This is a genomic window from Hymenobacter radiodurans (assembly GCF_004355185.1).
GTDB lineage: Bacteria > Bacteroidota > Bacteroidia > Cytophagales > Hymenobacteraceae > Hymenobacter > Hymenobacter radiodurans.
Map to the genome: position 1 here is coordinate 2,200,743 of NZ_CP037922.1, position 20,568 is coordinate 2,221,310.

Annotated in this window: 18 protein-coding genes and 2 pseudogenes; 5 read left to right on the top strand and 15 right to left on the bottom strand. The window is 56.3% G+C overall.

Features of this window, described 5'->3' with window-relative positions:
• Positions 1–37: 37 nt before the first annotated feature.
• The 6 genes and pseudogenes from EPD59_RS10350 to EPD59_RS10375 all read right to left on the bottom strand — a co-directional run bounded on the left by EPD59_RS10350 (position 38) and on the right by EPD59_RS10375 (position 5,620).
• Positions 38–862: a universal stress protein gene (locus EPD59_RS10350; protein WP_165963544.1), complete on the bottom strand. Its 825-nt coding sequence runs from the start codon at positions 860–862 to the stop codon at positions 38–40.
• A gap of 88 nt (positions 863–950) precedes the next feature.
• Entirely contained in the window at positions 951–1,370 is a 420-nt protein-coding gene (locus EPD59_RS10355; protein ID WP_133272712.1) for a globin family protein, read from the bottom strand.
• A gap of 308 nt (positions 1,371–1,678) precedes the next feature.
• Positions 1,679–3,378: pseudogene (locus EPD59_RS10360) on the bottom strand (MBL fold metallo-hydrolase RNA specificity domain-containing protein).
• A gap of 152 nt (positions 3,379–3,530) precedes the next feature.
• Positions 3,531–3,944: a universal stress protein gene (locus tag EPD59_RS10365; RefSeq protein ID WP_165963545.1), complete on the bottom strand. Its 414-nt coding sequence runs from the start codon at positions 3,942–3,944 to the stop codon at positions 3,531–3,533.
• Between the two features lie 2 nt (positions 3,945–3,946).
• Entirely contained in the window at positions 3,947–4,384 is a 438-nt protein-coding gene (locus tag EPD59_RS10370) for a universal stress protein (protein ID WP_165963546.1), read from the bottom strand.
• Positions 4,385–4,780: 396 nt separating this feature from the next.
• A complete protein-coding gene (locus EPD59_RS10375) occupies positions 4,781–5,620 on the bottom strand; it encodes a DUF6544 family protein (protein WP_133272715.1) in 840 nt (279 codons plus the stop codon).
• Positions 5,621–5,764: 144 nt separating this feature from the next.
• Between EPD59_RS10375 and EPD59_RS10380 the strand changes: the two genes are divergently transcribed.
• The 3 genes from EPD59_RS10380 (at position 5,765) to ppsA (ending at position 9,352) form a co-directional block, all read left to right on the top strand.
• Positions 5,765–6,502 carry a universal stress protein gene (locus tag EPD59_RS10380; protein ID WP_165963547.1) on the top strand — a complete coding sequence of 246 codons (738 nt, stop codon included), beginning with the start codon at positions 5,765–5,767 and terminating at the stop codon, positions 6,500–6,502.
• Positions 6,469–6,654, top strand: coding sequence for a universal stress protein (locus EPD59_RS10385; RefSeq protein WP_133272717.1), 186 nt, complete (start codon positions 6,469–6,471; stop codon positions 6,652–6,654). The genes EPD59_RS10380 and EPD59_RS10385 overlap by 34 nt, the downstream gene beginning before the upstream one ends.
• A 289-nt stretch (positions 6,655–6,943) precedes the next feature.
• Positions 6,944–9,352 carry a phosphoenolpyruvate synthase gene (gene ppsA, locus EPD59_RS10390; RefSeq protein ID WP_133272718.1) on the top strand — a complete coding sequence of 803 codons (2,409 nt, stop codon included), beginning with the start codon at positions 6,944–6,946 and terminating at the stop codon, positions 9,350–9,352.
• A 30-nt stretch (positions 9,353–9,382) separates the two neighbouring features.
• On the opposite strand, the gene EPD59_RS10395 is transcribed toward ppsA, so the two are convergent.
• Together EPD59_RS10395 and EPD59_RS10400 are read right to left on the bottom strand one after the other, a co-directional pair.
• A complete protein-coding gene (locus EPD59_RS10395; RefSeq protein WP_133272719.1) occupies positions 9,383–10,291 on the bottom strand; it encodes a universal stress protein in 909 nt (302 codons plus the stop codon).
• A 107-nt stretch (positions 10,292–10,398) separates the two neighbouring features.
• The gene (locus tag EPD59_RS10400) at positions 10,399–10,608 is read right to left on the bottom strand and encodes a YgaP family membrane protein (protein ID WP_133272720.1); all 210 of its coding nucleotides are present in this window, start codon (positions 10,606–10,608) and stop codon (positions 10,399–10,401) included.
• Positions 10,609–10,954: 346 nt separating this feature from the next.
• Here EPD59_RS10400 and EPD59_RS23215 point away from each other — a divergent pair, with 346 nt between their 5' ends.
• Complete coding sequence (locus EPD59_RS23215; RefSeq protein ID WP_262712939.1) at positions 10,955–11,077, top strand: hypothetical protein; 123 nt, start codon at positions 10,955–10,957, stop codon at positions 11,075–11,077.
• A 101-nt stretch (positions 11,078–11,178) separates the two neighbouring features.
• The gene (locus EPD59_RS10405) at positions 11,179–12,621 is read left to right on the top strand and encodes a Gfo/Idh/MocA family oxidoreductase (protein WP_133272721.1); all 1,443 of its coding nucleotides are present in this window, start codon (positions 11,179–11,181) and stop codon (positions 12,619–12,621) included.
• Between the two features lie 127 nt (positions 12,622–12,748).
• Here the strand turns inward: EPD59_RS10405 and EPD59_RS10410 are convergent, their stop codons facing one another.
• From EPD59_RS10410 to EPD59_RS10440, 7 genes and pseudogenes are all read right to left on the bottom strand, one after another.
• On the bottom strand, positions 12,749–13,597 hold the full coding sequence (locus EPD59_RS10410; RefSeq protein ID WP_394347228.1) for a DUF4394 domain-containing protein: 849 nt from the start codon (positions 13,595–13,597) through the stop codon (positions 12,749–12,751).
• Positions 13,586–14,373: pseudogene (locus EPD59_RS24100) on the bottom strand (DUF4394 domain-containing protein); the annotation flags it as partial. The pseudogene EPD59_RS24100 and the gene EPD59_RS10410, both read right to left, overlap by 12 nt.
• Positions 14,374–14,679: 306 nt before the next feature.
• On the bottom strand, positions 14,680–15,609 hold the full coding sequence (locus EPD59_RS10420; RefSeq protein WP_133272724.1) for a DUF4394 domain-containing protein: 930 nt from the start codon (positions 15,607–15,609) through the stop codon (positions 14,680–14,682).
• Positions 15,610–15,956: 347 nt separating this feature from the next.
• Positions 15,957–17,591, bottom strand: a complete 1,635-nt coding sequence (locus EPD59_RS10425) for a DUF4394 domain-containing protein (RefSeq protein ID WP_133272725.1) — start codon at positions 17,589–17,591, stop codon at positions 15,957–15,959.
• A gap of 310 nt (positions 17,592–17,901) precedes the next feature.
• The gene (locus EPD59_RS10430; RefSeq protein ID WP_133272726.1) at positions 17,902–19,035 is read right to left on the bottom strand and encodes an outer membrane beta-barrel protein; all 1,134 of its coding nucleotides are present in this window, start codon (positions 19,033–19,035) and stop codon (positions 17,902–17,904) included.
• A 13-nt stretch (positions 19,036–19,048) separates the two neighbouring features.
• Entirely contained in the window at positions 19,049–19,885 is an 837-nt protein-coding gene (locus EPD59_RS10435; RefSeq protein WP_133272727.1) for a hypothetical protein, read from the bottom strand.
• Positions 19,866–20,444, bottom strand: coding sequence for an RNA polymerase sigma factor (locus EPD59_RS10440; RefSeq protein ID WP_133272728.1), 579 nt, complete (start codon positions 20,442–20,444; stop codon positions 19,866–19,868). Before EPD59_RS10440 ends, EPD59_RS10435 begins: the two co-directional genes overlap by 20 nt.
• Positions 20,445–20,568 lie beyond the last annotated feature (124 nt).

Consider the following 20,568-nt stretch of genomic DNA (forward strand, 5'->3'; position numbering starts at 1 on the left):
GTACCGATTGGTAGACAACGTGAAAGCGCGGGATAAGCTAGTCCATGGCCGGAATCAGCAGAACCGGAATGGGGCTTTCTCCAATAATCTGGGCCGTAACGCTGCGATGAAACAGCCCCCCGAGCAGACTATGGCGCCGCGCAATCACCACCAGTAGGTCGGCTTCCAGCTCGGCGGCCCCCTGCAAAATTCCTTCCGCCACGTTGGTGTGGTACACCACGCGAACGGGATCAGATTCTTTCACGGTTACTAAGCCACTATTTCGCACACTGCGCAAAGCATCGTGCCCGGCCGCCGCGCCAGGGTCCTTTTGGTCGGTTACGTGTAGAATAGTAAGCGCGCCCTGCAACGACTGCATGAGCTGGGGCAGGATATCTTGGTTTTCGTACAGCATGAAATCGTCGCCATCAACGGCCAGCAGCAAGCGGCGCGGTGGAAAAGTGTCCCAGCCCACGGTGGGCACCGTGAGCAGGGGGTGCGGCACGTGGCGCAACAAATCCATGGCCGCATTAACGATGCCTTCGGCCGGCATAACCGCGGTGCCCGGTCGCCCCAGCACCAGCAGCTGCGGATGATGGTGACGCACGGCCTCCGTCACGGCGTCGGGCAGGTAGCCTTCCGAGATTTCCACCTGCGTAGGCACGGGCTGGCTCCCGGCCAGCTTCGTCAGCGCTTCCAAGGTTTCGCGCTCATTATGATGGGCTCCGCGGTTGGTGTACTCCTCAGGCGAGAGAAGCCCGTCGTGGCGCACATGCAGCAGTACCAGCTGGGCCTTCAAGGGTAATGCTAAGCCGGAGGCATACGATAGCGCGCGGTTGGAAACGGCGAAAAAATCGGTCAGAACAACAATGGGAGGTGTCATGGCGGAGGGTAAGGAGCTAGTAGAGAAAAATAGCTTTGCAGCAACGCTGGGGGCTTTTCTGGGAACGAATTCGCGGCGTTCGGCGGATTTAGGCAGCGGCCAATTGCTTGGTCGCGTCGGTGTCAGGTGTAGAATAACTGTCCTGCTGGGCCAGCCGCCAATGCGAGAGCATGGTAGCCAGATTGAGCACATGGCCCTGAGCGGCTGTAGCTTCGGGTCCTTCAAAATTCCGATCGAAGGTATTTTTTAGCAGTTGGCACCAGCGCTCATACAGCGGGCCAGTGTAGGGATGCACATGAGTTGCCCGCAGCGGCCGGCCCTGATAGCATTCACCAGCCAGCGCGGAATCCCACCACGCCTGCTGCTCCACTGGGGCCGCGCTGCCGTCGGCATTCATCGAGTTGCCAAAAACCGAGCTTAGCAATTCATCATTGGCGAGCCGATCCATAAACTGGCTGACCAGCTGCTGGCGCCGGGCCGGCGTATCCAAATCGGGGAGAGAGTGCATACCCATAGTGCAAATGCTGAAAACCAGGCGGCTAACCCGTGGTGGAAGAATGGTGCGAGCCCTGCCGCTGGTGCCAGAGTAGGCCGGTCAGGGTGAGGAAAAGGAGCCAAAACCAAAAAGCGGGCGTGATCATAGCGTTAAATGAAAAGCAGTGAATACTTCGCTGTCAGGAGGCGTTTACCATGATAAAAGTCGGAATTGGCAGCGCTCCAGGGAATGGCTTTCGTCACCTGAAGCCTTGACTTTCGTCATGCTTTACTTGCTTGTGCGAAGCGCTTTTACCTCCGATTTCAGGCTGAGGACCACGCCTAAATCCCGGTGAACAGCTTGGCTGATTCGCGGTATTCCGGCACGATTACCGACGGCCAGCCCAGCTCGTGATGCATGGTCTGAGCCAGCTTGCTGGCTGCCTCGGGCTCGCCATGAACCACGAAAGCGCGCTTGGGGGCTTTTTGAAGTTGCTTAGCCAGCGCAGCAACTCTGAGCGGTCGGCGTGGGCCGAGAAGCCATCAAGCTCCGATACATGGCAGTGCACGGGTACCAATTCACCAAACATCTTGATCTGCTGCGCGCCGTCCTGCAGGTCGCGGCCCCTGGTTCCTTCGGCCTGGTAGCCCACCAACAACAGCGTGTCTTGGGGCCGGGGCAGCCGATGATACAGATGGTGGATGATGCGCCCGCCCGTGAGCATTCCGCTCGAGGAGATGATAATAGCCGGACCCGCCAGCTGATTCAGGGCTTTGGATTGCTGTTGCTCGCTTACAAAGGTCAGGTTCTCGAAGTAAAACGGGTTGCTCTCACCCAGCCGGTGCGCCGCGGTGTGGTGCTGAAAAAGCGAGGTGACGCGGATGCCCATGGGGCTGTCGACGTACACGGGTACCTTGGGTATGCGGCCTTCCTGCCGAAGTTTTTTCAGGTAGTAAAGCAGGGTTTGGGTGCGCCCCACGGCAAAGGCGGCGATGAGCAGCACGCCGCCGCGGGCCAGCGCCTCATTGACCAGCCGCACCAGCTCCTGCTCGGGGTCCTGAATACGCGTATCCCGGTCGCCGTAGGTAGACTCCACGAGCAGCACGTCGGCCGTTTCGATGGGCGTTGGGTCGTATAATACCGGGTTGTCGTAGCGGCCCAGGTCGCCGGAAAAAACCAGCTTTTTCGATTGTTGAGTGCCTTTTACGGTCAGCTCGGCAATTGCGGAGCCCAGAATATGGCCCGCGTCGAGGAATACGACATGCACCTGATCGGTCACCTGCACGGGCGTGTCGTAGGGCACCGAACGCAGGAGGGTAAGCACTTGCCTGGCGTCGGCGATGGTATACAGGGGCTCGGCGGGGTGGTGCTTGGAGTAGCCTTTCGCGTTGGCGTACCCAGCCTCTTCTTCTTGTAGTTTGGCCGAGTCGAGCAGCATGATTTCGAGCAGATCGGCCGTAGCATCGGTGCAGAAAATTGCCCCCCGGAACCCATCGCGCACGAGCTTAGGCAGGTAGCCGCTATGATCGATGTGGGCGTGCGTCAGCACCACGGCCTCTAGGTCGGGAACGGGCAGGGGCAGCGGCTCACGGTTGCGCAGGCGCAATTCCTTCAAGCCCTGAAACAGCCCGCAATCGATCATCAGCTGCCGCCGCCGGCGCCCCTGATCGAGCGTCAACAGGTATTTGGAGCCCGTCACGCACTGCGCGGCGCCCAGAAAAGTTAGGCTTACATCGAGCAGCAAATCATCCTCGGAAATCCACGGTTCCCCAATCGGCTTGGCTGAGGGCGCCGCTGCAAGCGGCCTTGGAGTACTGGGGTGGGCTAGCTGCGCCGCGCCGCTAAGTGCCGACTGTATCAGTAAGGGCTCGACGGACGAAATGGGGCTGATTGGGCATACCTGGTGCATGGCGTCAGAACAAAGAGTGGCAGCGGCCGGAAGCATATAATAAGCTATCAGGCTCCCGAAAGCATTACTAGTACAATATATAGGAGGATGAAAACAGAGTCTATGACTTACATCATCTCCTCCCATAATCATTCGTGCATGGTTACCGCTTCCGCCGGGTAAAGCCTCTAGCCAGCACAATGACTTCAAAAGCCTTCATTACCATCACTGGGGGCTTTTTTAACTCGCTATGCGCTTTCCTGAAGGGGCTAGATAAAAGGCCCGCGAGCAGTAAGTCAACGTGTTCAGGTGAGGCGTGCCAGCCACCTCGGAGTACTCTGGTCCTGCGCGGGGAGCAGCAGTACTGGTATCTGGCTTTCGCGCAGCACCTGGGCCGTGATGCTGCGGTGGAACAGCTGCCCTACGAAGCTATGCGGCCGGACAATGAGCACCAGCAAATCGGCCTGTACATCCTTCACTGCCTGTACGATGCCTTCAGCGGGCGGCAGATTTACCTCCTCGTACAGCTCCAATGCCGTATCGGGCGGAAGCAGCTGGCTCAGGCGAACAGTGGCCAGGGCCCGCTGGCCCGGAAAGGCCTGTTGCTCATGTGGCGCTTCGGCATGTATCACGATGTACGTTGCCTGCCAGGAAGCCAGTAGGGGCGCCAAGGCCTTACTGGCTTCGTTCAGGGTAAATGAATTAGCATCGACTGCCAAGGCTATGCGGCGCGGAATGCGGGGGCGGGGGCGTCTTCCGGGATAGCCAATATGGGCCAATGCGTATCGCGCAGCGCCTGGTTTTGCCACAGCAGGTCCAGCAGGCTACTCTCGGTGCTCGCGCCCATCGCCAGCAGGAGCGGGTGGTAGCGCTCCACGGCCTCCGCTACCAGTTCTACCTCCGCCCGGGTGGAGGCCAGCACCTCCGTGGAAGCCGGAAGCTGCTGGGTCAGGCTCTGCAAAGCGGCGTCCATCTCCGTCTGACTGCGGTAGGTAGTGGTGGCGTTCATGGTCACCAGCTCGGGGTCAGGGGACATCTCGCTGTAATGATGCAGCAAAATGAGGCGCGCCTGAAGCGGCTCACCCAGCACGGCGGCATACCGAGCGGCGTGCGCCGCCGTCGCTGTCAGGTTAGCTAACACAACGATTGACGGGCTCATAAGAGGTTGGTTAAGTGGCGCGAAGCTATACTCAGCAGCGGTCAGGGCTGCCTTAGTCTTGGGGTATTTCGGCAACGCTACTTAACATTAGCGGCTTTATGACTAGCGCGCAGGTAGGAGCTTGTCAGGGCCAGTACGGCAAGGAGAAAAATGGGCAGGATAAGACTGAAAGCGTTCATAGTAGTAGCAAAAGTGAGGCACAGCACGCTGGTCCCGGGTGAAAGAAATCATGCTATAAACATCCTTTTTTAGAAAGAATAAAGCCATGATTTAGATTAGCAAAGTGTCTGATCTATATCATATTTGCCTCTATTCCGGTTCGCACGCCACGAGCGAGACGCAGAGCAGCATCACCGTGGTCGGGCGCTGCTACCTTTATGGAGCTACTGGAGATTTTCAATACGCATTCAGCTCATTGTAATCCAGCTCCTGAATTCGGAATCTGGCGTAGGGCCGCCGCTGGCCATTTACTACCCAGCTCGCTTCGGCTTCTGTAGGTACCCGCAGCCCGTGTAAAGTGCGATACTCGGAGAAATGCCCCACCCAGGGCAAAACGGCAGTGTCGCTCTGGTAGCGCTCCGCTTCGAATTGGGTTAGCTCATTTTGCTCATTAAAGCGCACCAGATACGACAACACTTGCCCCTGATACGTGAGGGTAAGCGTAGCAGAGTGCTCATCCAGGGGCGTCCAGTTCACTCGCTCGCTGGGCAGCAGGGCAGTGGGCAACCAGGCAATTTCGCCCAGCCAGCGCAGTAGCTCGGCCTGGTCGTAGCGCGGCCCGCGGCCGTGCACCACGGGGGCCAACCCAAACAGGCGCACCAGCAACTGGCCCCGCCCGGCTACATATTCATCGCGGGCAATAAAGCGGGAGGTGGTACCCTGCCAAATGAAGGCCGGCGGATCGGCGATGATGTATTCTTCGCCGGAAATTGCCCCCCAGTCACCATCCAGGGAGGTTTTAAACTGGCCCGTATGCCGAAGCCGCGCCGTGCGCAGATAGGGCTGACCATCGGGTAGCACCAGGCGGAAGTAGCGCTGCACCGGCGCCGGCAAATCGACCAGCTGGGTTTCGTGGTAGATGCGTGCGGTGACGTCGGTAGACTGCCGCAGGAGTCGCTGCGCATCCCGGCGCAACTGGCGACCTACCAGGGCGCGCCCAACTACAAACCCGGTGGCGGCTGCAGCTGCAATTCCCGCCGCCAGCAGCCACGGCTCCTTATTGTTCTGGATCTTCATCGCTTCGGATTGTTAGGTATAGGCTTTTAGGAAGCAGTTGCTAAAAATTAGTCAAGAATATGTCCGTAAAATTATATATATTACTATCTCAGGTACATGACGAATACGGGGTCATTACTTGATAAAAATCAAGCGCACGGGCACATGGTGCGCACCTTAATGCTGCCTGTCTGCTGGTTTTCTGTCAGTAGCTTCACTCTTTCGCTGCTCCTGCTCATGGTACCTTCCCTGCTCATTCTGACCGATTTCTTTCAGGGTGCCAACCAGGCGCTCGACTATGCCTCCAATCTGGCCGATCCGCTCGGAGCCCGGCTGGTGCTGCTGCACGTGCGCCGCAACTCGGTGCTAGATCCGGAGATGCAAAGGGGAGTTTTATCGAACCTTAGTCGGGAAGCCATTAATCTGGTTATGAATGATGTAGCCCGACAGCTGGCCGTGCCGGTAGTGGCGGAGGTCGGCTACGGAGGCATGGCCGCTGCCGTGGCGGATGCCGTCAGTCGGCACCATCCTGAGCTAATCGTGCTGGGCCGGCCCGAGTACTCCACCACCCCCGCTGAAATGGTGGAAACCACGTCTCTGGATATTCTACGGGCCGCTCCTTACCCCATGCTGCTGGTGCCGCACGATGTAGTGAGCAGCTCGCCGCCCACGCGCCTGCTGCTGGCGGTTGATGGTCAGCCGTTTGATTTGGGTGAACACGCGGGGGTGGTACACCGGCTGCTGGCCGAATTGCGGGCTTCGCTCACGGTACTGTACGTAACAGCCAACGCCGATTTCGGCAAAAAGCCCCCGAGGCCCTGGAAGCGGTGGTGCGCGTCGGCCTGCTGCTGGAAGCGGCGCCGGTTGAGATGCGCACTATCAGCAACCGTAGCACGGAAGTAGGCATTTTGCAGGAAGCCAAGCGGCCGGAGTATGACATGTTGGTGGTCATCTCTCGGCGGCGCAGCTTTCTGGGGCAGCTATTCCACCGCAGCGTCACAGCGCAACTGCTGATGCACAGTGAGTTGCCGGTGCTCGTGCTGCCTGCTCTCTGATATAGTGCTCGCAACCCGTACGTCGAAAGCTTGAGTGAAGCCGGTAGTGATGAAGATCATGAATGGCTATGTTATTCCTCATTTTTATAGAGTGCTAAACCCCGCACTTTTAGGCTAGAAGCACTGCCCGCCAGCGCCGGCTTAATCACCAAAAAGCCCCCAGACGGGCTGAGCGGCCTCTGAATATCTGACCGATTCCGGAAGCAAAAGCTTAGGATTTTGGAGGGGACAGCCTGCTTTGCCTGCTTAAAACTCGGCGCGGTTTTACTCATTTAGCACTTCTATCGTTATGACACAGGAAGCATACACTCGGTTCTTCCGCGAGCTGACCAACCAGCAGGTTGCGTTGGTAGGAGGGAAGAACGCCTCCCTGGGGGAGCTTTTCAACCAGTTGATTCCTAAAGGAATTAACGTGCCCGATGGGTTTGCTACGACAGCCGCCGCCTATTGGCAGTTTCTGGATGAAAACCAGTTGCGGCAGCCGCTCACCACGCTGCTGGCAAGCCTTGACGAGAAGGAGCTGACGAATCTTTCGGCGGTAGGCACCCAGGCGCGGGCCTTGCTAACGCAGGCCAAAATGCCCCCCAGCGTGGCGGAGGCTATTCGGCAGGCGTACCGGGAGCTTTCGGCTGGTCACGCCGACGGGGGCCTACCGGTAGCCGTGCGCAGTAGTGCCACGGCCGAAGATCTACCCACGGCCAGCTTTGCCGGACAGCACGATTCGTTCCTGAATGTGCAGGGCGAGGAGGGCGTGGTGCAGGCCTGTCAGCGGTGCTTTGTGTCTTTGTTCAACGACCGGGCTATTAAGTACCGGCTGCAAAATGGCTTTGATCATCTGCGCGTGGCCTTATCAGTGGGCGTGCAGATGATGGTGCGCTCCGATGTGGGCTCGGCGGGGGTGGCGTTTACCATCGAGCCCGAAACCGGCCACGCCAACCTTATTTACCTCACCGGCAGCTGGGGCCTGGGCGAAAACGTGGTGCAGGGCGCCGTCAATCCCGACGAATTTTATTTGTTCAAACCCTCTTTGCGGAGCGGGTATCGGGCCCTGGTAACCCGCAAGCTTGGCGACAAAGCCAAGACCATGCGCTACGCCCAAACCGGCATCGAAAACTCCGACACCCCGCCTGAGAAGTGCGCTATGTTCGTGCTGTCCGATGCGGAGGCGGAAGAACTGGGGCGCTGGTGCTTGCTTATCGAAGATCACTACGGTATGCCCATGGATATTGAGTGGGCAAAAGATGGCCTGACCAGCAAGCTCTACATCGTGCAGGCCCGCCCCGAAACCATTCACCATGGAAGCAAAGCCCTGCGTTTGCACGAGTACCACCTGACCCAGAAAGGCCCGGTGCTGGCCACGGGTAAAGCAGTCGGCAACCAGATTGCCACGGGCGTGGCGCGCATCATCGCCTCGCCGGCCGATGGGCACCGTCTGCAACCGGGTGAAATCCTGATTACTGACATTACCAGCCCCGATTGGAACGCGGTGTTGCGCAAGGCGGCCGTCATCGTTACCAATAAAGGCGGGCGCACCAGCCACGCGGCCATTGTGGCGCGGGAGCTGGGCCTCTCGGCCGTGGTGGGCACACTCAACGCCACGGAAAAAGTGCAGGATGGGCAGCTCATTACGGTTTCCTGCGCCGAGGGCGACGAAGGCCAGGTGTTCGCGGGCCAGTTGGCCTGGCAGGAAACTGATATCGATTTGGAGCACGTGGAGATGCCCCGCACCAAGCCCCTGCTCATTCTGGCTGATCCCGACCGCGCTCTGCAGCTCGCTCGATATCCTAGCCAGGGCGTGGGGCTGATGCGGATGGAATTCGTTATCAATAGCGCCATCCGCATCCATCCGATGGCGCTGGTCGATTTTGATAAGCTACAGGACGCGTCGGCCCGCCAGGAAATTGCGCAGTTCACCACCCATTATGCCAGCAAGCCGGAGTATTTCGTGGATAAGCTGGCGCAGGCCATCGGGTTTGTAGCGGCCGCTTTCTACCCACGCCAAGTGATTGTGCGCCTGAGCGATTTCAAGACCAACGAGTACGCCAACCTGGTCGGCGGACGGCAGTTTGAGCCGGACGAGGAAAACCCTATGCTGGGCTTCCGGGGCGCCTCACGCTACTACAGTCCGCAGTACCGCGAAGGGTTCCGGCTGGAGTGCGAAGCGCTGCGGCGCGTGCGCCTCGATTGGGGCCTCACCAACGTGAAGGTGATGGTGCCTTTCTGCCGCACTGTGGCCGAAGGAAAGCAGGTGGTGGCCCTCATGGAGGAGTTCGGGCTGAAGCGCGGCGAGAAGGGGCTGGAGGTGTACGTGATGGCCGAAATTCCCAGCAATGTTATACTGGCCGAAGATTTTGCTGCTGTCTTCGATGGGTTCTCTATCGGCTCCAACGACCTCACCCAGCTTACCCTGGGCATCGACCGCGACTCGGCTATCGTAAGTCATTTGTTCGACGAGAACAACGAGGCCGTGACCCGGATGCTCGCCCAGGTGATTCGTACGGCCAAAGCCTGCGGCCGACCCATCGGGCTGTGCGGGCAGGCCCCCAGCGACTACCCGGCGTTTGCCCAATTTCTGGTGGAGCAAGGTATTGATAGTATCTCCTTCACCCCCGATGCCCTGCTGAAAGGAATGAACAATATGGTGCAGGCCGAGCACGCCCTGCAACCCCGCCAACCGGCCCCGGAAGTAGGCGCTTAAAGATTGGCTTAACTCAGCCTGGGGGCTTTTTTAGTGCCAAATGCAAAGAAGCGAGTCGATGGATACAGTTTGAGTACTGTATCCATCGACTCGCTTCTTTGCGCTGAATCTTGCCTTAAGCCGTGGTGGGCAGCACCAGCACCGGCATTGGACTACGACGCAGGATATCAGCCGTGACGCTATGGTGAAAAAGCCCCCGAGGAAGGAGTGCGGCCGGGCCAGCAGCACAATAAGCTGGGCGTGCAGCTCCGCGGCCGCGTGCAGAATGCCGTCGGCCGGAGCTTCTTCGCACACTTCGTACAGGCTGTTCTCCGTTAAATGCCCAAATAGCCCCGTACGCTGCGCTGATGCTAGCCCCACGTCGGCGCGCGAAGGACCCGTAGCCTCCGCCACGTGCACGACGGTCGTGGTGAGTTTCAGGCTGGTCAATAGCTCCGTGAGGGCGAGGGAAGGCGCACTCAGCCAGAACGATTTATCATCGGTGGCTACCACCGCGCGCCGGGGCAACTCGGTACTCTGCCAAACTTCGGGAACCACCAGCAGCGGATGATGCGCCTGTTGTAGAATGGGCAGGACCCAATTGCCGATCATCCTGTCCAGTAAATTGATGGGCTGTTCCCGCCCGCAAGCCAGCAGGAGCGGCCTGTGGCGCTGCACCACGTCGGCGAGGGCCGGGCTGAGCATATCTACCACTATTTCGGCCTCGGCCGGAACCGGAAGCCCCTGTGCTCGCTCCACCAGATAGGCTATAATCTCCTTGCGGCTGGTCACCAGAATGGGCGAGGCCATTACGGCCGCATCCGGCGCCAGCATCGGGTCGAGGTACACGTGGAGCAGCACCAGCCGCCCATCCAAGCGTTGGGCCAGGCGGCTGGTGTAGGTCAGGGCTACCTCGGTGGCAGCTGACATATCCGTTAAGACAACAAAGGCAGATTGCATAGGCAAAGGGTAGCCAGCTAACGTAGGCTATAGGCCGTTTCTGGCCTTGTATTGTGGCTTCGGTAGCTACAATACAAGGCCTACAAGTGAGGGCATAACCCGTGAAGTCAGCTCCGTGATTGGTGGTGCGTGGCAATGCCCAGCAGGGAATAAAAGGGGCAATAGCCAGCAATGCCCGTCAGCAGCAGCGTGAGCGGAATGAGCAGCCAGGCGAGAAGTAGGGGAGTGCTGAAGCCTTGCCGCACCAGAAAACCGGTGAGGAAGGTGGCCAGGAGAATGCGAATCACCCGGTCGTACGAACTTAGATTCTGACGCATGATGAAGTTGCTGATAAGTGAAAAAGGAGAATGACAGCAGGAACTGGCAGCTTGCCCAACACAGCCTTGAAAGCAGCCGGCAGCCCCTTTTCACAAAAGCCTTTTAGGCGACCAGCTTCTCCCGGCTTGCTTCTCCAACTGGCCTGAGAAAAGCAGCTAAGCAGGCAATCCACCGCAGCAGAATACTTTCTGCATCACGAGATGGGTACAAGCCTCGTTTGGTGGCGGCTATCATTAGCCGCGGCGTCTGATTTGTATGCCCAGCGAGGCTTGAGAATGTGTTAAATATCGCCCTAATACAATGGCTGTAATATGATGGTAGTCAATTAGCTAAATGATTTGCGTCATGCTCCTTCCCCCGGCTAACATTGAGTTGCCAAGTTACTTTCAGGCGCTACCACAGCAGCTTCTGGTAGCGGGCGACCTCAGGCTGATTCAGGCATTAATAGGAGGCGAAAAAGACGAATAGTGGGGTCGATAGCTGGCTATGTATGCCCAAATGCCCGTAGAGCTTTTTTATACTTCTTTTCATGTTCTATTCTACTGTTCCATTCTCACAACCAATGTGCTATGTCGCTTACTAACAGCTTACTAAACACAGTGCTTCGGCAGGCCAGCCAGGAGGTATCACGCAAAGAGTTTCTGACCATGGCCGGCCGGGGCCTGGCCGTAGGAGTGGCCGCCAGCACGTTTGCCGGCTGCCAGGAGAAGCCGGGCGGCGAGGCGGCAAAAGCAGCTACCCCTACTACGGGCACACCCGCCTCGGAAGTCACCGCTTCCACCGTATATGCGGCCCCTGGCGGCCAGCAAGTGCCTTCGTCGGAAGCCGTGTCGCCGCCCGCGAAAGTGCCTGCGGGCGTAGATAAACCCATTGAGTTGGAAGCCTGGAAATCTGACGTTGACCCCAAATCCGGCCCCACGCCCACGCCTTTGCCCCCCGACCAGCGGGTGGGATATGCGTTGGTGGGCCTGGGCCACCTGACGCTGGAAGAACTGCTACCCGCTTTTGGTGAGTGCAAAAAATCCAAGCCTGTGGCCCTTGTTAGCGGCTCACCTGAGAAGCTAAAGAAAGTCGCCCAGCAATACGGCATTAAGCCCGAAAGCTGCTACAGCTACGAAGACTACGATAAGCTCAAGGACAACGCCGAGGTGAAGGTTATCTATATCGTACTGCCCAACTCCATGCACGCCGAATACACCATTCGGGGGGCTCAGGCCGGCAAGCACATTCTCTGCGAAAAACCGATGGCCAATTCCGCCGCCGAGTGCGAGGCCATGATTGCGGCCTGCAAAAAAGCCAATCGCAAGCTGATGATTGCCTACCGCATTCAATACGAGCCCTACAATCGCTTGGTGCGTCAGATGGTGCGCGAAAACAAGTGGGGTAAGACCAAGTACATTCAGGCCCAGAATAGCCAAAGCTCCGCTAATCCCGACCACTGGCGTCACAAGAAAGCCCTGGCCGGCGGTGGCGCCCTGCCCGATATTGGCTTGTACTGCCTGAACACTTCGCGCTTCCTGCTGGGCACCGAGCCAACGGAGGTATTTGGCTACTCCTACAGCACGCCCGGCAATCCGCTGTTCAAGGAGGTAGAGGAAGTAATGTCGTGGCAGATGCGCTTCCCGGGGGGCATTTTGGTCGACAGCATCACCCACTACAACACCCACGACTCGCGCTTCTACCGCGTGAATGGGGAGAAAGGCTGGATGCACCTGAACAATGCCTACGCCTACCAGGGCCAGCAGCTACAAACCTCCCACGCCGAGGGCCCGGCCAAGATGCAAAACCAAATTACTATCAGCCCGGTGAATCAGTTTGCGGCCGAAATGGACCACTTTTCTACCTGCGTGCTGGATGACAAGCCGCCCCACACGCCCGGCGAAGAAGGCTTGCAGGATCAGCGCATTATGGAAGCCATCTACCAGTCGGCCCGCGAAGGCCGGCCGGTAAAATTGCCCCCCGTGTCAGGTACGGACGTGTTTCGCGGGCCGGAGCCGAAGGAAAATGCGTGAGCGAGCTTATAAATAGTGAACATGAAAGCCCAGCATTAGCCGAACCCAACAAGTGGAATAATGAAAAAAGCCCTTGCTAATTAGCAAGGGCTTTTTGTTAAACTATGTAAAGCGAAAACAGGGCACCTTAGAAACCCAAGCCTAGAGCGAAGCCACCAGGTGCACCACTTATCCCGTTGAGACCGGAAATAGTAAGCGACCGAGCGAAGGTGCGCTCCCCAGTTGCAAGGTTCAGCGTATTAAGCTGAAACACATTATTGATGCTATTAGCGACGTTAACAAGAATATAGGCGGTGTTGCTAGTGCCTCCAATATCCATGTGGCGTACGTCAGCGGCTACGTTACCAATCTCCTTTAAATTACCAGGAACAAGGGGCGTAACTTGATATAGTTTACTAACAAGATTAATCGAGACATCAGTACCATACAGGGTAGTTGTTGTCGCACCAACAAAGTTATTATCGTGGGCAAGTGTATTTACACCGGGTCGATTGATGCCTACAGCAATACCAATGGGGGAACCTTCGGTGGTAATGCCATTCGTTGGGTTCACAGTCAGGTTCTGGCCAGCTTTACTTACTACGCGAATCATATCTGTAACGGGATCAAAGTCAAAGCTTCCATCGAATATCACAGGTATATTCGTTTGAGCCACAAATGTAGCGGCGCCGGTGCCTAGGTCAATAGTGTACAGATACGCCCCACTTGAAAAGCCTCCTGATAGAATTGTATACAGCTGACCTGTTGCCGGCCTAAAGTCTAGGCCAATAGCCCTTCCACCTCCTCTGATACCAGTAACGTTCTTTGTCGAGACACTGTTTGAGTCTGTTGGATCAACAATAGACAATGTCGTGAAGCTTCCGTCTACATTAGTGGCAATGTAAGCGACAGGCTTTGTAGGGATGGCTAAACCAGTGTAGTTCTGACTTGGGCTGTACTCCGCCAAAGGACGAGCCGCGCCCGTGCTCAAGTTCACGGTAAAGAGTGTAGGCTTGCCTTGTACGGTATACAACCCCAAGGCAGTACCTGTTTTGGCATCAATATCAAAGCCGCCATCACCGCTCACGGGCAGGTTCAGGTTGCCCACGGATACGAGCGTACCGTTGTTCGGTGGGTTAACCAAGTAGAGCTGCTGGTTTTGGGTGTTAATGGCATAAAGCGCAGTCGCGGTAGCACCAGCTACGTTATTGGTGTAGGCCACGCCCGTTAGGGTAGCGCCCGCTGCCCCGTTGATAGTACCATCGGTAGCGGCCACCGTTGCTGTTTCGGGATGTAGACGCAGGTTCTGTCCCGTACTCGTTACCAACCGAATGCGGTCAACCGTCGGGTTAAAGTCAAAGCTCACTACATTGCCCCCAGCGCGGGGGTGAAGGCCCCCGTCCCAATAACGTGAGCCCTGCCGGTGTTTTGATTGATTACATAAAAACGGCTGCCGCTGCTGACCCCATAGAGCTGCCCAGTGCCTGGCCGGAAGTCCATAGCTAAGATTTGTTCACCGCTCTGTAAGCCGGTAATGGCAACCGAGGCGGTCCGGGTGGCTGGATCTTTGGTGGAATACGCATCAAGCCGATTACCCCCTGATAAAGCATAAAAGGCGATATCCTGACCTAAGGGCGGGAAGGTGGGAGTAGTAGGGGGCGGAGTAGGATTGGGTTTGGGGAAGTACTGCTCCAAAATGTCTTCGCAACTCGTGAGCGAGGCCAGCAACAGAGCAGCCGCTCCCCACTTGGAGAGGGTTATGGGTTTTAGCATAGAAACGAGAAGATAGGATGGAAGGAAGAATGAATTGGATGATTAGCTTTAGCCACTACGATATGCTAAGGTTATAAGATGCAGTGCCATCAAAATAAAATACAAGTGCGCATTCTCTTTCTCTTGTTGACTTTTCTCTCCTCTTAACTCATCACAAGGGACGCATAAAAAAGCTGCGAAGTACAATGGTTACTATGTGCGAATACCCCGCAAGCACTTACTCCTCTACTGAACTTGAGCTCCCGATTAAGAAAAAGCCCCCTGCTTAAGAGCGGGGGCTTTTTTTGCTATCTGAAGAAAAGGAAATTACAGGGCTAACCCGAGCGTAAACCCTGTGATGAACGGCGCGAAAACGAATCCTGGCGTGGGCGACGGCCTGATAGCTGGAAAGCCGAAGTCTCCCAATTCTGTGGCCGCGCCAGTTGTTAAATTGATTGAATATAAACGCCCGACATACGGGCCGCTCATGACCGCATAAGCCTTCTTGCTAGTGGCGCCAATATCGAAGCTACCATCGGAGAGGAAGTTGATGCTCAAAGAACCAATTTCTGTGAGTGTCCCGGCATTGGGCGGGTTTACTAAGTAAAGCTTACTCGCCGTGAAGTCTAGCGCGTACAAGTTGGTAGAAGTAGCGCCAGCTACATTATTATCGTAGGCTACGCTCATCACACTATTAGCGGTGCCTCCGTTAATACGTCCATCTTCAATTGCAACGCCATCAACCGGATTTACCCGAAGGTTTTGACCGGATTTGGTCACAATCCGAATCCGATCCACGACGGGGTTAAAATCGAACCCCAAGGTAAGGGACCCACTGAGGGGAATGCTGACGGGTGCGACCAACGTAGCAGCTCCGGTGGCGGGATTAATAGTATACAGGCGGCCATCGGTCGCGCTGGTCGTGGCAACCAGCGCATAGAGTTGGCCGGTGGCGGGGCGTATGTCGAGCCCATAGATGCGGTCGGTGACGGCGCTCAAACCCGTAATTGGCATTTCCTGGATTTTCGCCAGCGTAATAGGATTAAAAATAATCAATCCATTCTGCCATGCCCCATCGCCGGACCCTGGTGTAACAGCGTCAGCGTAGGATGTGTATGCTACCGTCTGAGCAGGAATAGTAGGCGGGGTAGGCGTGGGCTTGGGGAAATACTGCTCTAGAATGTCCTCGCAACTCGTAAGCGACGACAATAACAATACAGCCGCGCCCCAGGTGGCGAGGGAAAAGAATTTTAGCATAGAACCGAGAATATAGGATGTAAATAAGAATAAATATGATTCATATAATTTTCCATACGTAGCTCGGCAATTCGTAACTGATTGTAGCACTATAATTTTTCAAATAGCTGAATACCGCTTACTACGCGGCTGCGGTAGGCGAAGGGAACGCCTGTCATGGCGCTTGCGGCCGGATACGTAAGGTCGATAATTTGGCCCCCCGCGTTGTATCAATAGTAGGAATGCGTGGGTAGATTTTGAAGAATACGAAACCTGTTATCGTGTGCCAGACAGCCTAGAGCGTCACACGTAGCGCCTCAGCTTATGCAGCAACGTGCTAAGGACACACTGAAATTAGCTGAAGCCAGCTAGAAGCCGGGCCCAATTGCCAAGCCCCAGCCGAGATTGGTAGGATAATGCGCCACAAACGTGGTAGATGGGCCCGTGCGCGGATTCAGATTAATGGTATAGAGATCAGGGCCACTGCCTGCGAATTTGATGAGCAGGGCATAGGCTGTATTGGTGGTTCCGCCAATATCCATGCTGCCCCCAATTATTTGATCTAGTCCCAGTCCTCGCAGTTCCACAGGTCGATTCTCACTGGGCGTAGTCAATTGGGTAAGCCAGCTTCTGGATTCATTCTTATTAAATAGCTCATAGTTGAGGCCGTATAAAGTCGTACTCGTTGCCCCGGCGAAGGTGTTGCTGTAGGCCCAGGTAAAGGGAATAGCCGCAGGGGGCGTAATTGGAGTGTCCTCTACCACCTCACCAGTGGTGGGGTTAATCAGCAGGTTCCGTGCTGGGATGGTGCCTCCTCTCCCCATAAAAATGCGGATGCGGTCGGTAACGGGATTAAATTCCAAATCCGAAACGCTTTGATAGAACCCTGAAAGGCTAAGTGGAGCCACGAGCGTAGCAGCTCCCGTCGCCGGATTGATGGTGTATAGCCGGGCCCCTGGGTTCTGAGAAAAAGACGAAACTGCGAGCCCATAGAGCTGGCCGGTGGCAGGACGAAAATCCAGCGCGCTCACACCTTCATCCTGCGTTAACCCTGTTATGGGCTTGACAACGAGCGGGGCCGGATTCGCGGTAGAAGATGGCGTAGTAGGATTAAAAATCACGAGGCTGCTCCCGGCACTAATATAGGCGACCGGTTGAGTAGGAATAGCAAGGCCCCTGTAGCTCAGGCTAACAGCGTACTGGGCCAGCGGGCGGGCCGCCCCCGTCGTCAGATCCACGGCGAAGAGGGTAGGAATGCCGTTGATCGGGTAGAGGCCTAAGGCCGTGCCAGTGGTAGCATCAATATCAAAGCCGCCATTACCACTGACGTTTAGATTTAGCTTGCCTACGGGTACCACCGTGCCCTCATTAGGTGGGTTGACTAAGTAGAGCTGCCGATTCTGAGTATTAATCGCATAAAGAGCAGTGGTAGCTACCCCATTCGTGTTGTTCGTATACGCGGCCCCGGTGATGGTAGTCCCTGTTACCCCATTAATGACGCCATCAGTAGCGGCTACGGTGCCCGTTTCGGGATTCAGCCGCAAGTTTTGGCCCGTAGACGTGACGAGCCGAATGCGGTCGACGGTGGGGTTAAAATCAAAGCCCACTAAATTGCCCCCCAGCGCCGGGGTAAAGGCACCCGCACCGATGGCCCGCGCCACGCCCGTATTCTGGTTGATCACGTAGAGGCGGCTGGCACTGCTCACCCCGTAGAGTTGGCCGGTAGCGGGGCGAAAATCAATTGCTAAAATTTGTTCGCCACTTGCCAAGCCTGTGAGGGCCACCGAGGAGGTACGCGTCGCAGGATCCTTCGTGGAGTAGGCATCGAGCTTGGTACCACCCGATAAGGCGTAGAAGGGGATGTCCTGCCCTAAGGATGGAAAGGTCGGAGTGGTGGGGTTACGTGTAGGGAAGTATTGCTCCAGAATATCCTCGCAGCTGCTGAGCAACGAAACCAATAGCACTACCGCACTCCATTTTGACAAGCGTAAGAAAATATTCATATCATCATTACATGAAAAAATATGATTATTATAATTTTGATACACTGAAAATACGAAGATCAACCCAAATAAGTGTCAGATCGAGTAATTAATAAACACTTTGTAAGATACTGATGAGCTGTGGTTTAAGTATTTGAATAGTGGGCTGAACCGTCGTTTATGGCGTGCCAGAAAAGGAATCGATACTACTATTAGTAATGGCCAATGACTACTCTCATCCAGACAATTGAGTAAAAGCAACGTGCAATACACAAAAAAGCCCCCAGACGTATCTGGGGGGCTTTTTGTCTGCTAAAGCTACAGGTTAAGCTTAGATTCCTCCGAGGGTTATGCCAAAGCTGAGGGTCTGGGCTTGGGGACCGCGGCCGTCTTTGAAGAGCTCGTTAAGATTGTATTTGACGAACAAATCCAAGCCACCGATTCCGACTAAGCCTTGCAGGCCGTAATTGAAATCTTCAAGGTTGAAGCTACCGCGGTCCTTGTCTTTGCGGTCGCGGTCGTCGTTGTCATACTTGATCTTGGTGCGGCTGCCCAAGCGGTAGCCCGCGAAGCCACCGGCACCCAACCGGAATCCATCGTCGTTGCCTTTCTTGTTTTTAGTGTTGAGCACTAGCATAAGCGGCAGATTGATAGTGGTGGTAGCTAGCTTGCTTTTATCTAGATCAAGGTTGGGCTCGTTCTGAATGACCGTACCGGTAGGCGTCGTGAACAGGCGGGCGTTGTTATCAAACATATAGTTGTTGAAGGACAACTCGGGGCCAGTGAGCAAGCGCACGGGGCTGCCCTGAGGACCTAGACGATACAAATAGTGCCAGTTGAGACTGATGTAGCGGGAACCGAAGGGGCGCAGATCGAAGTCTTCGGCCGTAGTTGCCGTACGATTTACCAAGGCATTCAGGCCGATATCGATGCCGAAGTCGCTGTGGCCGGGGCGGGCGGCACGCTCTCTCTGCTTGGCTTCGCGCTGGGCGTTGCGGGTGGAGTCGTCGATGGCAGAGGTCCCTACTTTGATAGAAACGTGGTCATCGTCGCCATTCTCCACCACCGATACCCCGAAGGCGCGACCCAGCACTACATCTACCCGTTCGGTGTCGCTCTTTTTGCCTTCGTCGGTGCGCACCGTCACCCGAATTTGCTCAGGCACTTGCTTGCCGGGCTGGTCTTTGGCGGGATAAAACTCCATTGTCACCGTCTCGGTCTTGGAGGTTTTGCCGGCGGCTTCGGCTTGGGAGATGTAGGTGTCCAGTAGGATCATCAGCGAGTCGAGCTTGTAGTTGCGAAGCTCGCGCAACTGGGCTTTGTTCTTGACAAACAACGTCATAGTGGCCTGATTGGGTAGTTTCACCACAATGGTGTCGTCGGGAGCAGGTGCGGCGGCGAGGGTGCGGCAAGGCGCGGCCAGGGCCAGCAGAAGCACTGCCAGCAGGGTGTAGAAGCGGTTCATGAGGTAGGGAAAATTAGAGTTGAATAACTAGGGCGTGATTAACGCCTGGAGGCCGAACTGTCACGGTTACGTCCTCAGGTAAGCGGGGTAAAGTCACTGGTTCGCCGCGCAGGGCATTGCTCACCTGGCGCATCACCTGCCCGCCTAAGCGGCCCTTACGCGGAGCTGTTTGGCTGGCCGCCAGGGCCGAAGTTGTCGACGACTGGCGCACTTCCACTTCTATCGGACCCGTGGGTACCGATGGGGTAGTAGAGGCAGTAGCAACGGTTGGAAGCTGCTGGGGGGCATTTGGCTGCGTTTCCTCCGTCACGGGGCGCTCCGGTTGCGCTTTGGTGGGAGTGAGAGTAGCTACCATGGTGTTCTGCGCGGGTGGGGTACTAAGCTTTTTAGGTGATGATGAACGGGGTATTCCTGTAGCGCGAGCCAGTTGGTGAGTAGTGGCTGGCTTGGAGCGAAGCGGCTGCATCGGTTGCGCTTCCGAGGGTTGCTGCTTCGTAGGAGCCGTTGCTACGGCGGCTTCTATTGGGGTAGATGGTTGTGTGGTAGGAAGGGTTGCCTGAGAAGATGAATTTTTCGAAGAAGCTGCTTCGGACTTTTGAGGCGCAAACTGCGTAGTTACTTGCGCTACCGTACCCACGGCGGGGGCCATATTTGCCCCCCGCCATAGCCAAGCAGCGCCGGCCAGCATGAGCAGCGTAATGACGGCTGCCGAGGCATAGAGCCACATAACGGGGCGCTTGCGGGCAGGCTGCAACTCGGCTTCGAGCTGAGCCCAGAGGTAGTCGGGTGGCGGGGGCGCGTGGCGCTCCAGCTTCTCCCGAAACAGCTTATCAATATCTTCCGGTTGCATAAAATTCTTTGGGTGAGGAGGTGGAGGCTGAAGCACTGCTAGCCCCGCCTAAGCGGCGCTGGAGCATGGCCCGGGCCTTACTCAGCTGCGATTTACTGGTGCCCTCCGTAATGCCCAGCAGCTCGGCAATTTCGGGGTGAGTGTAGCCCTCTACGGCGTAGAGGTTAAATACGGTACGATAACCGGCGGGCAATTGGGTAAGCATCTGCATCAAATCGGCCGCGTTCAGATCACTTTCCGCATCGGCCGCCGTGATGGCTACGTCTACGGGGTAATCGTCGATGGCCAGGTGGAGCGGTTCTTTGCGGCGGAGTTGACCCAGGGCCTCGTTCACCATAATCTTCCGAATCCAACCTTCAAAACTGCCCTCGTGGCGGTATTGATCCAAGGCTCTAAACACTTTTACAAATCCCATCAGCATCACTTCTTCGGCGTCTTCGCGGTGGCGTAGGTAGCGCGAGCATACCGACAGCATTAGGCCCGCGAACCGCTCGTAGAGCAGCTTCTGGGCGCGGCTGTTGCCTTGGCGGCAAGCAGCAATGAGGTCGGCGTCAGTCACGAGAAAGAAAGAGTAGAAAGGGACAATAGCAGAGCGTTTGGTGGGGTAGATGCAACCTTTGAAGAAGGGGTTGCCTCTGGGGGGCTTTTTTATTAAAAATAGTTGCCTCCTACTCCAGTACCGC

Excerpts from the sequence above, each read along its gene's own strand:
- EPD59_RS10400 (WP_133272720.1), bottom strand. The coding sequence starts at position 10,608 with ATGCGTCAGAATCTAAGTTCGTACGACCGGGTGATTCGCATTCTCCTG.
- EPD59_RS10380 (WP_165963547.1), top strand. The coding sequence starts at position 5,765 with ATGGTGCGCACCTTAATGCTGCCTGTCTGCTGGTTTTCTGTCAGTAGC.
- ppsA (WP_133272718.1), top strand. The coding sequence starts at position 6,944 with ATGACACAGGAAGCATACACTCGGTTCTTCCGCGAGCTGACCAACCAG.
- EPD59_RS10375 (WP_133272715.1), bottom strand. The coding sequence starts at position 5,620 with ATGAAGATCCAGAACAATAAGGAGCCGTGGCTGCTGGCGGCGGGAATT.
- EPD59_RS10435 (WP_133272727.1), bottom strand. The coding sequence starts at position 19,885 with ATGCAACCGGAAGATATTGATAAGCTGTTTCGGGAGAAGCTGGAGCGC.
- EPD59_RS10420 (WP_133272724.1), bottom strand. The coding sequence starts at position 15,609 with ATGCTAAAATTCTTTTCCCTCGCCACCTGGGGCGCGGCTGTATTGTTA.
- EPD59_RS10355 (WP_133272712.1), bottom strand. The coding sequence starts at position 1,370 with ATGCACTCTCTCCCCGATTTGGATACGCCGGCCCGGCGCCAGCAGCTG.
- EPD59_RS10370 (WP_165963546.1), bottom strand. The coding sequence starts at position 4,384 with ATGAGCCCGTCAATCGTTGTGTTAGCTAACCTGACAGCGACGGCGGCG.
- EPD59_RS10350 (WP_165963544.1), bottom strand. The coding sequence starts at position 862 with ATGACACCTCCCATTGTTGTTCTGACCGATTTTTTCGCCGTTTCCAAC.
- EPD59_RS10385 (WP_133272717.1), top strand. The coding sequence starts at position 6,469 with ATGCGCACTATCAGCAACCGTAGCACGGAAGTAGGCATTTTGCAGGAA.
- EPD59_RS10395 (WP_133272719.1), bottom strand. The coding sequence starts at position 10,291 with ATGCAATCTGCCTTTGTTGTCTTAACGGATATGTCAGCTGCCACCGAG.
- EPD59_RS23215 (WP_262712939.1), top strand. The coding sequence starts at position 10,955 with ATGCTCCTTCCCCCGGCTAACATTGAGTTGCCAAGTTACTTTCAGGCG.
- EPD59_RS10405 (WP_133272721.1), top strand. The coding sequence starts at position 11,179 with ATGTCGCTTACTAACAGCTTACTAAACACAGTGCTTCGGCAGGCCAGC.
- EPD59_RS10430 (WP_133272726.1), bottom strand. The coding sequence starts at position 19,035 with ATGAACCGCTTCTACACCCTGCTGGCAGTGCTTCTGCTGGCCCTGGCC.
- EPD59_RS10425 (WP_133272725.1), bottom strand. The coding sequence starts at position 17,591 with ATGAATATTTTCTTACGCTTGTCAAAATGGAGTGCGGTAGTGCTATTG.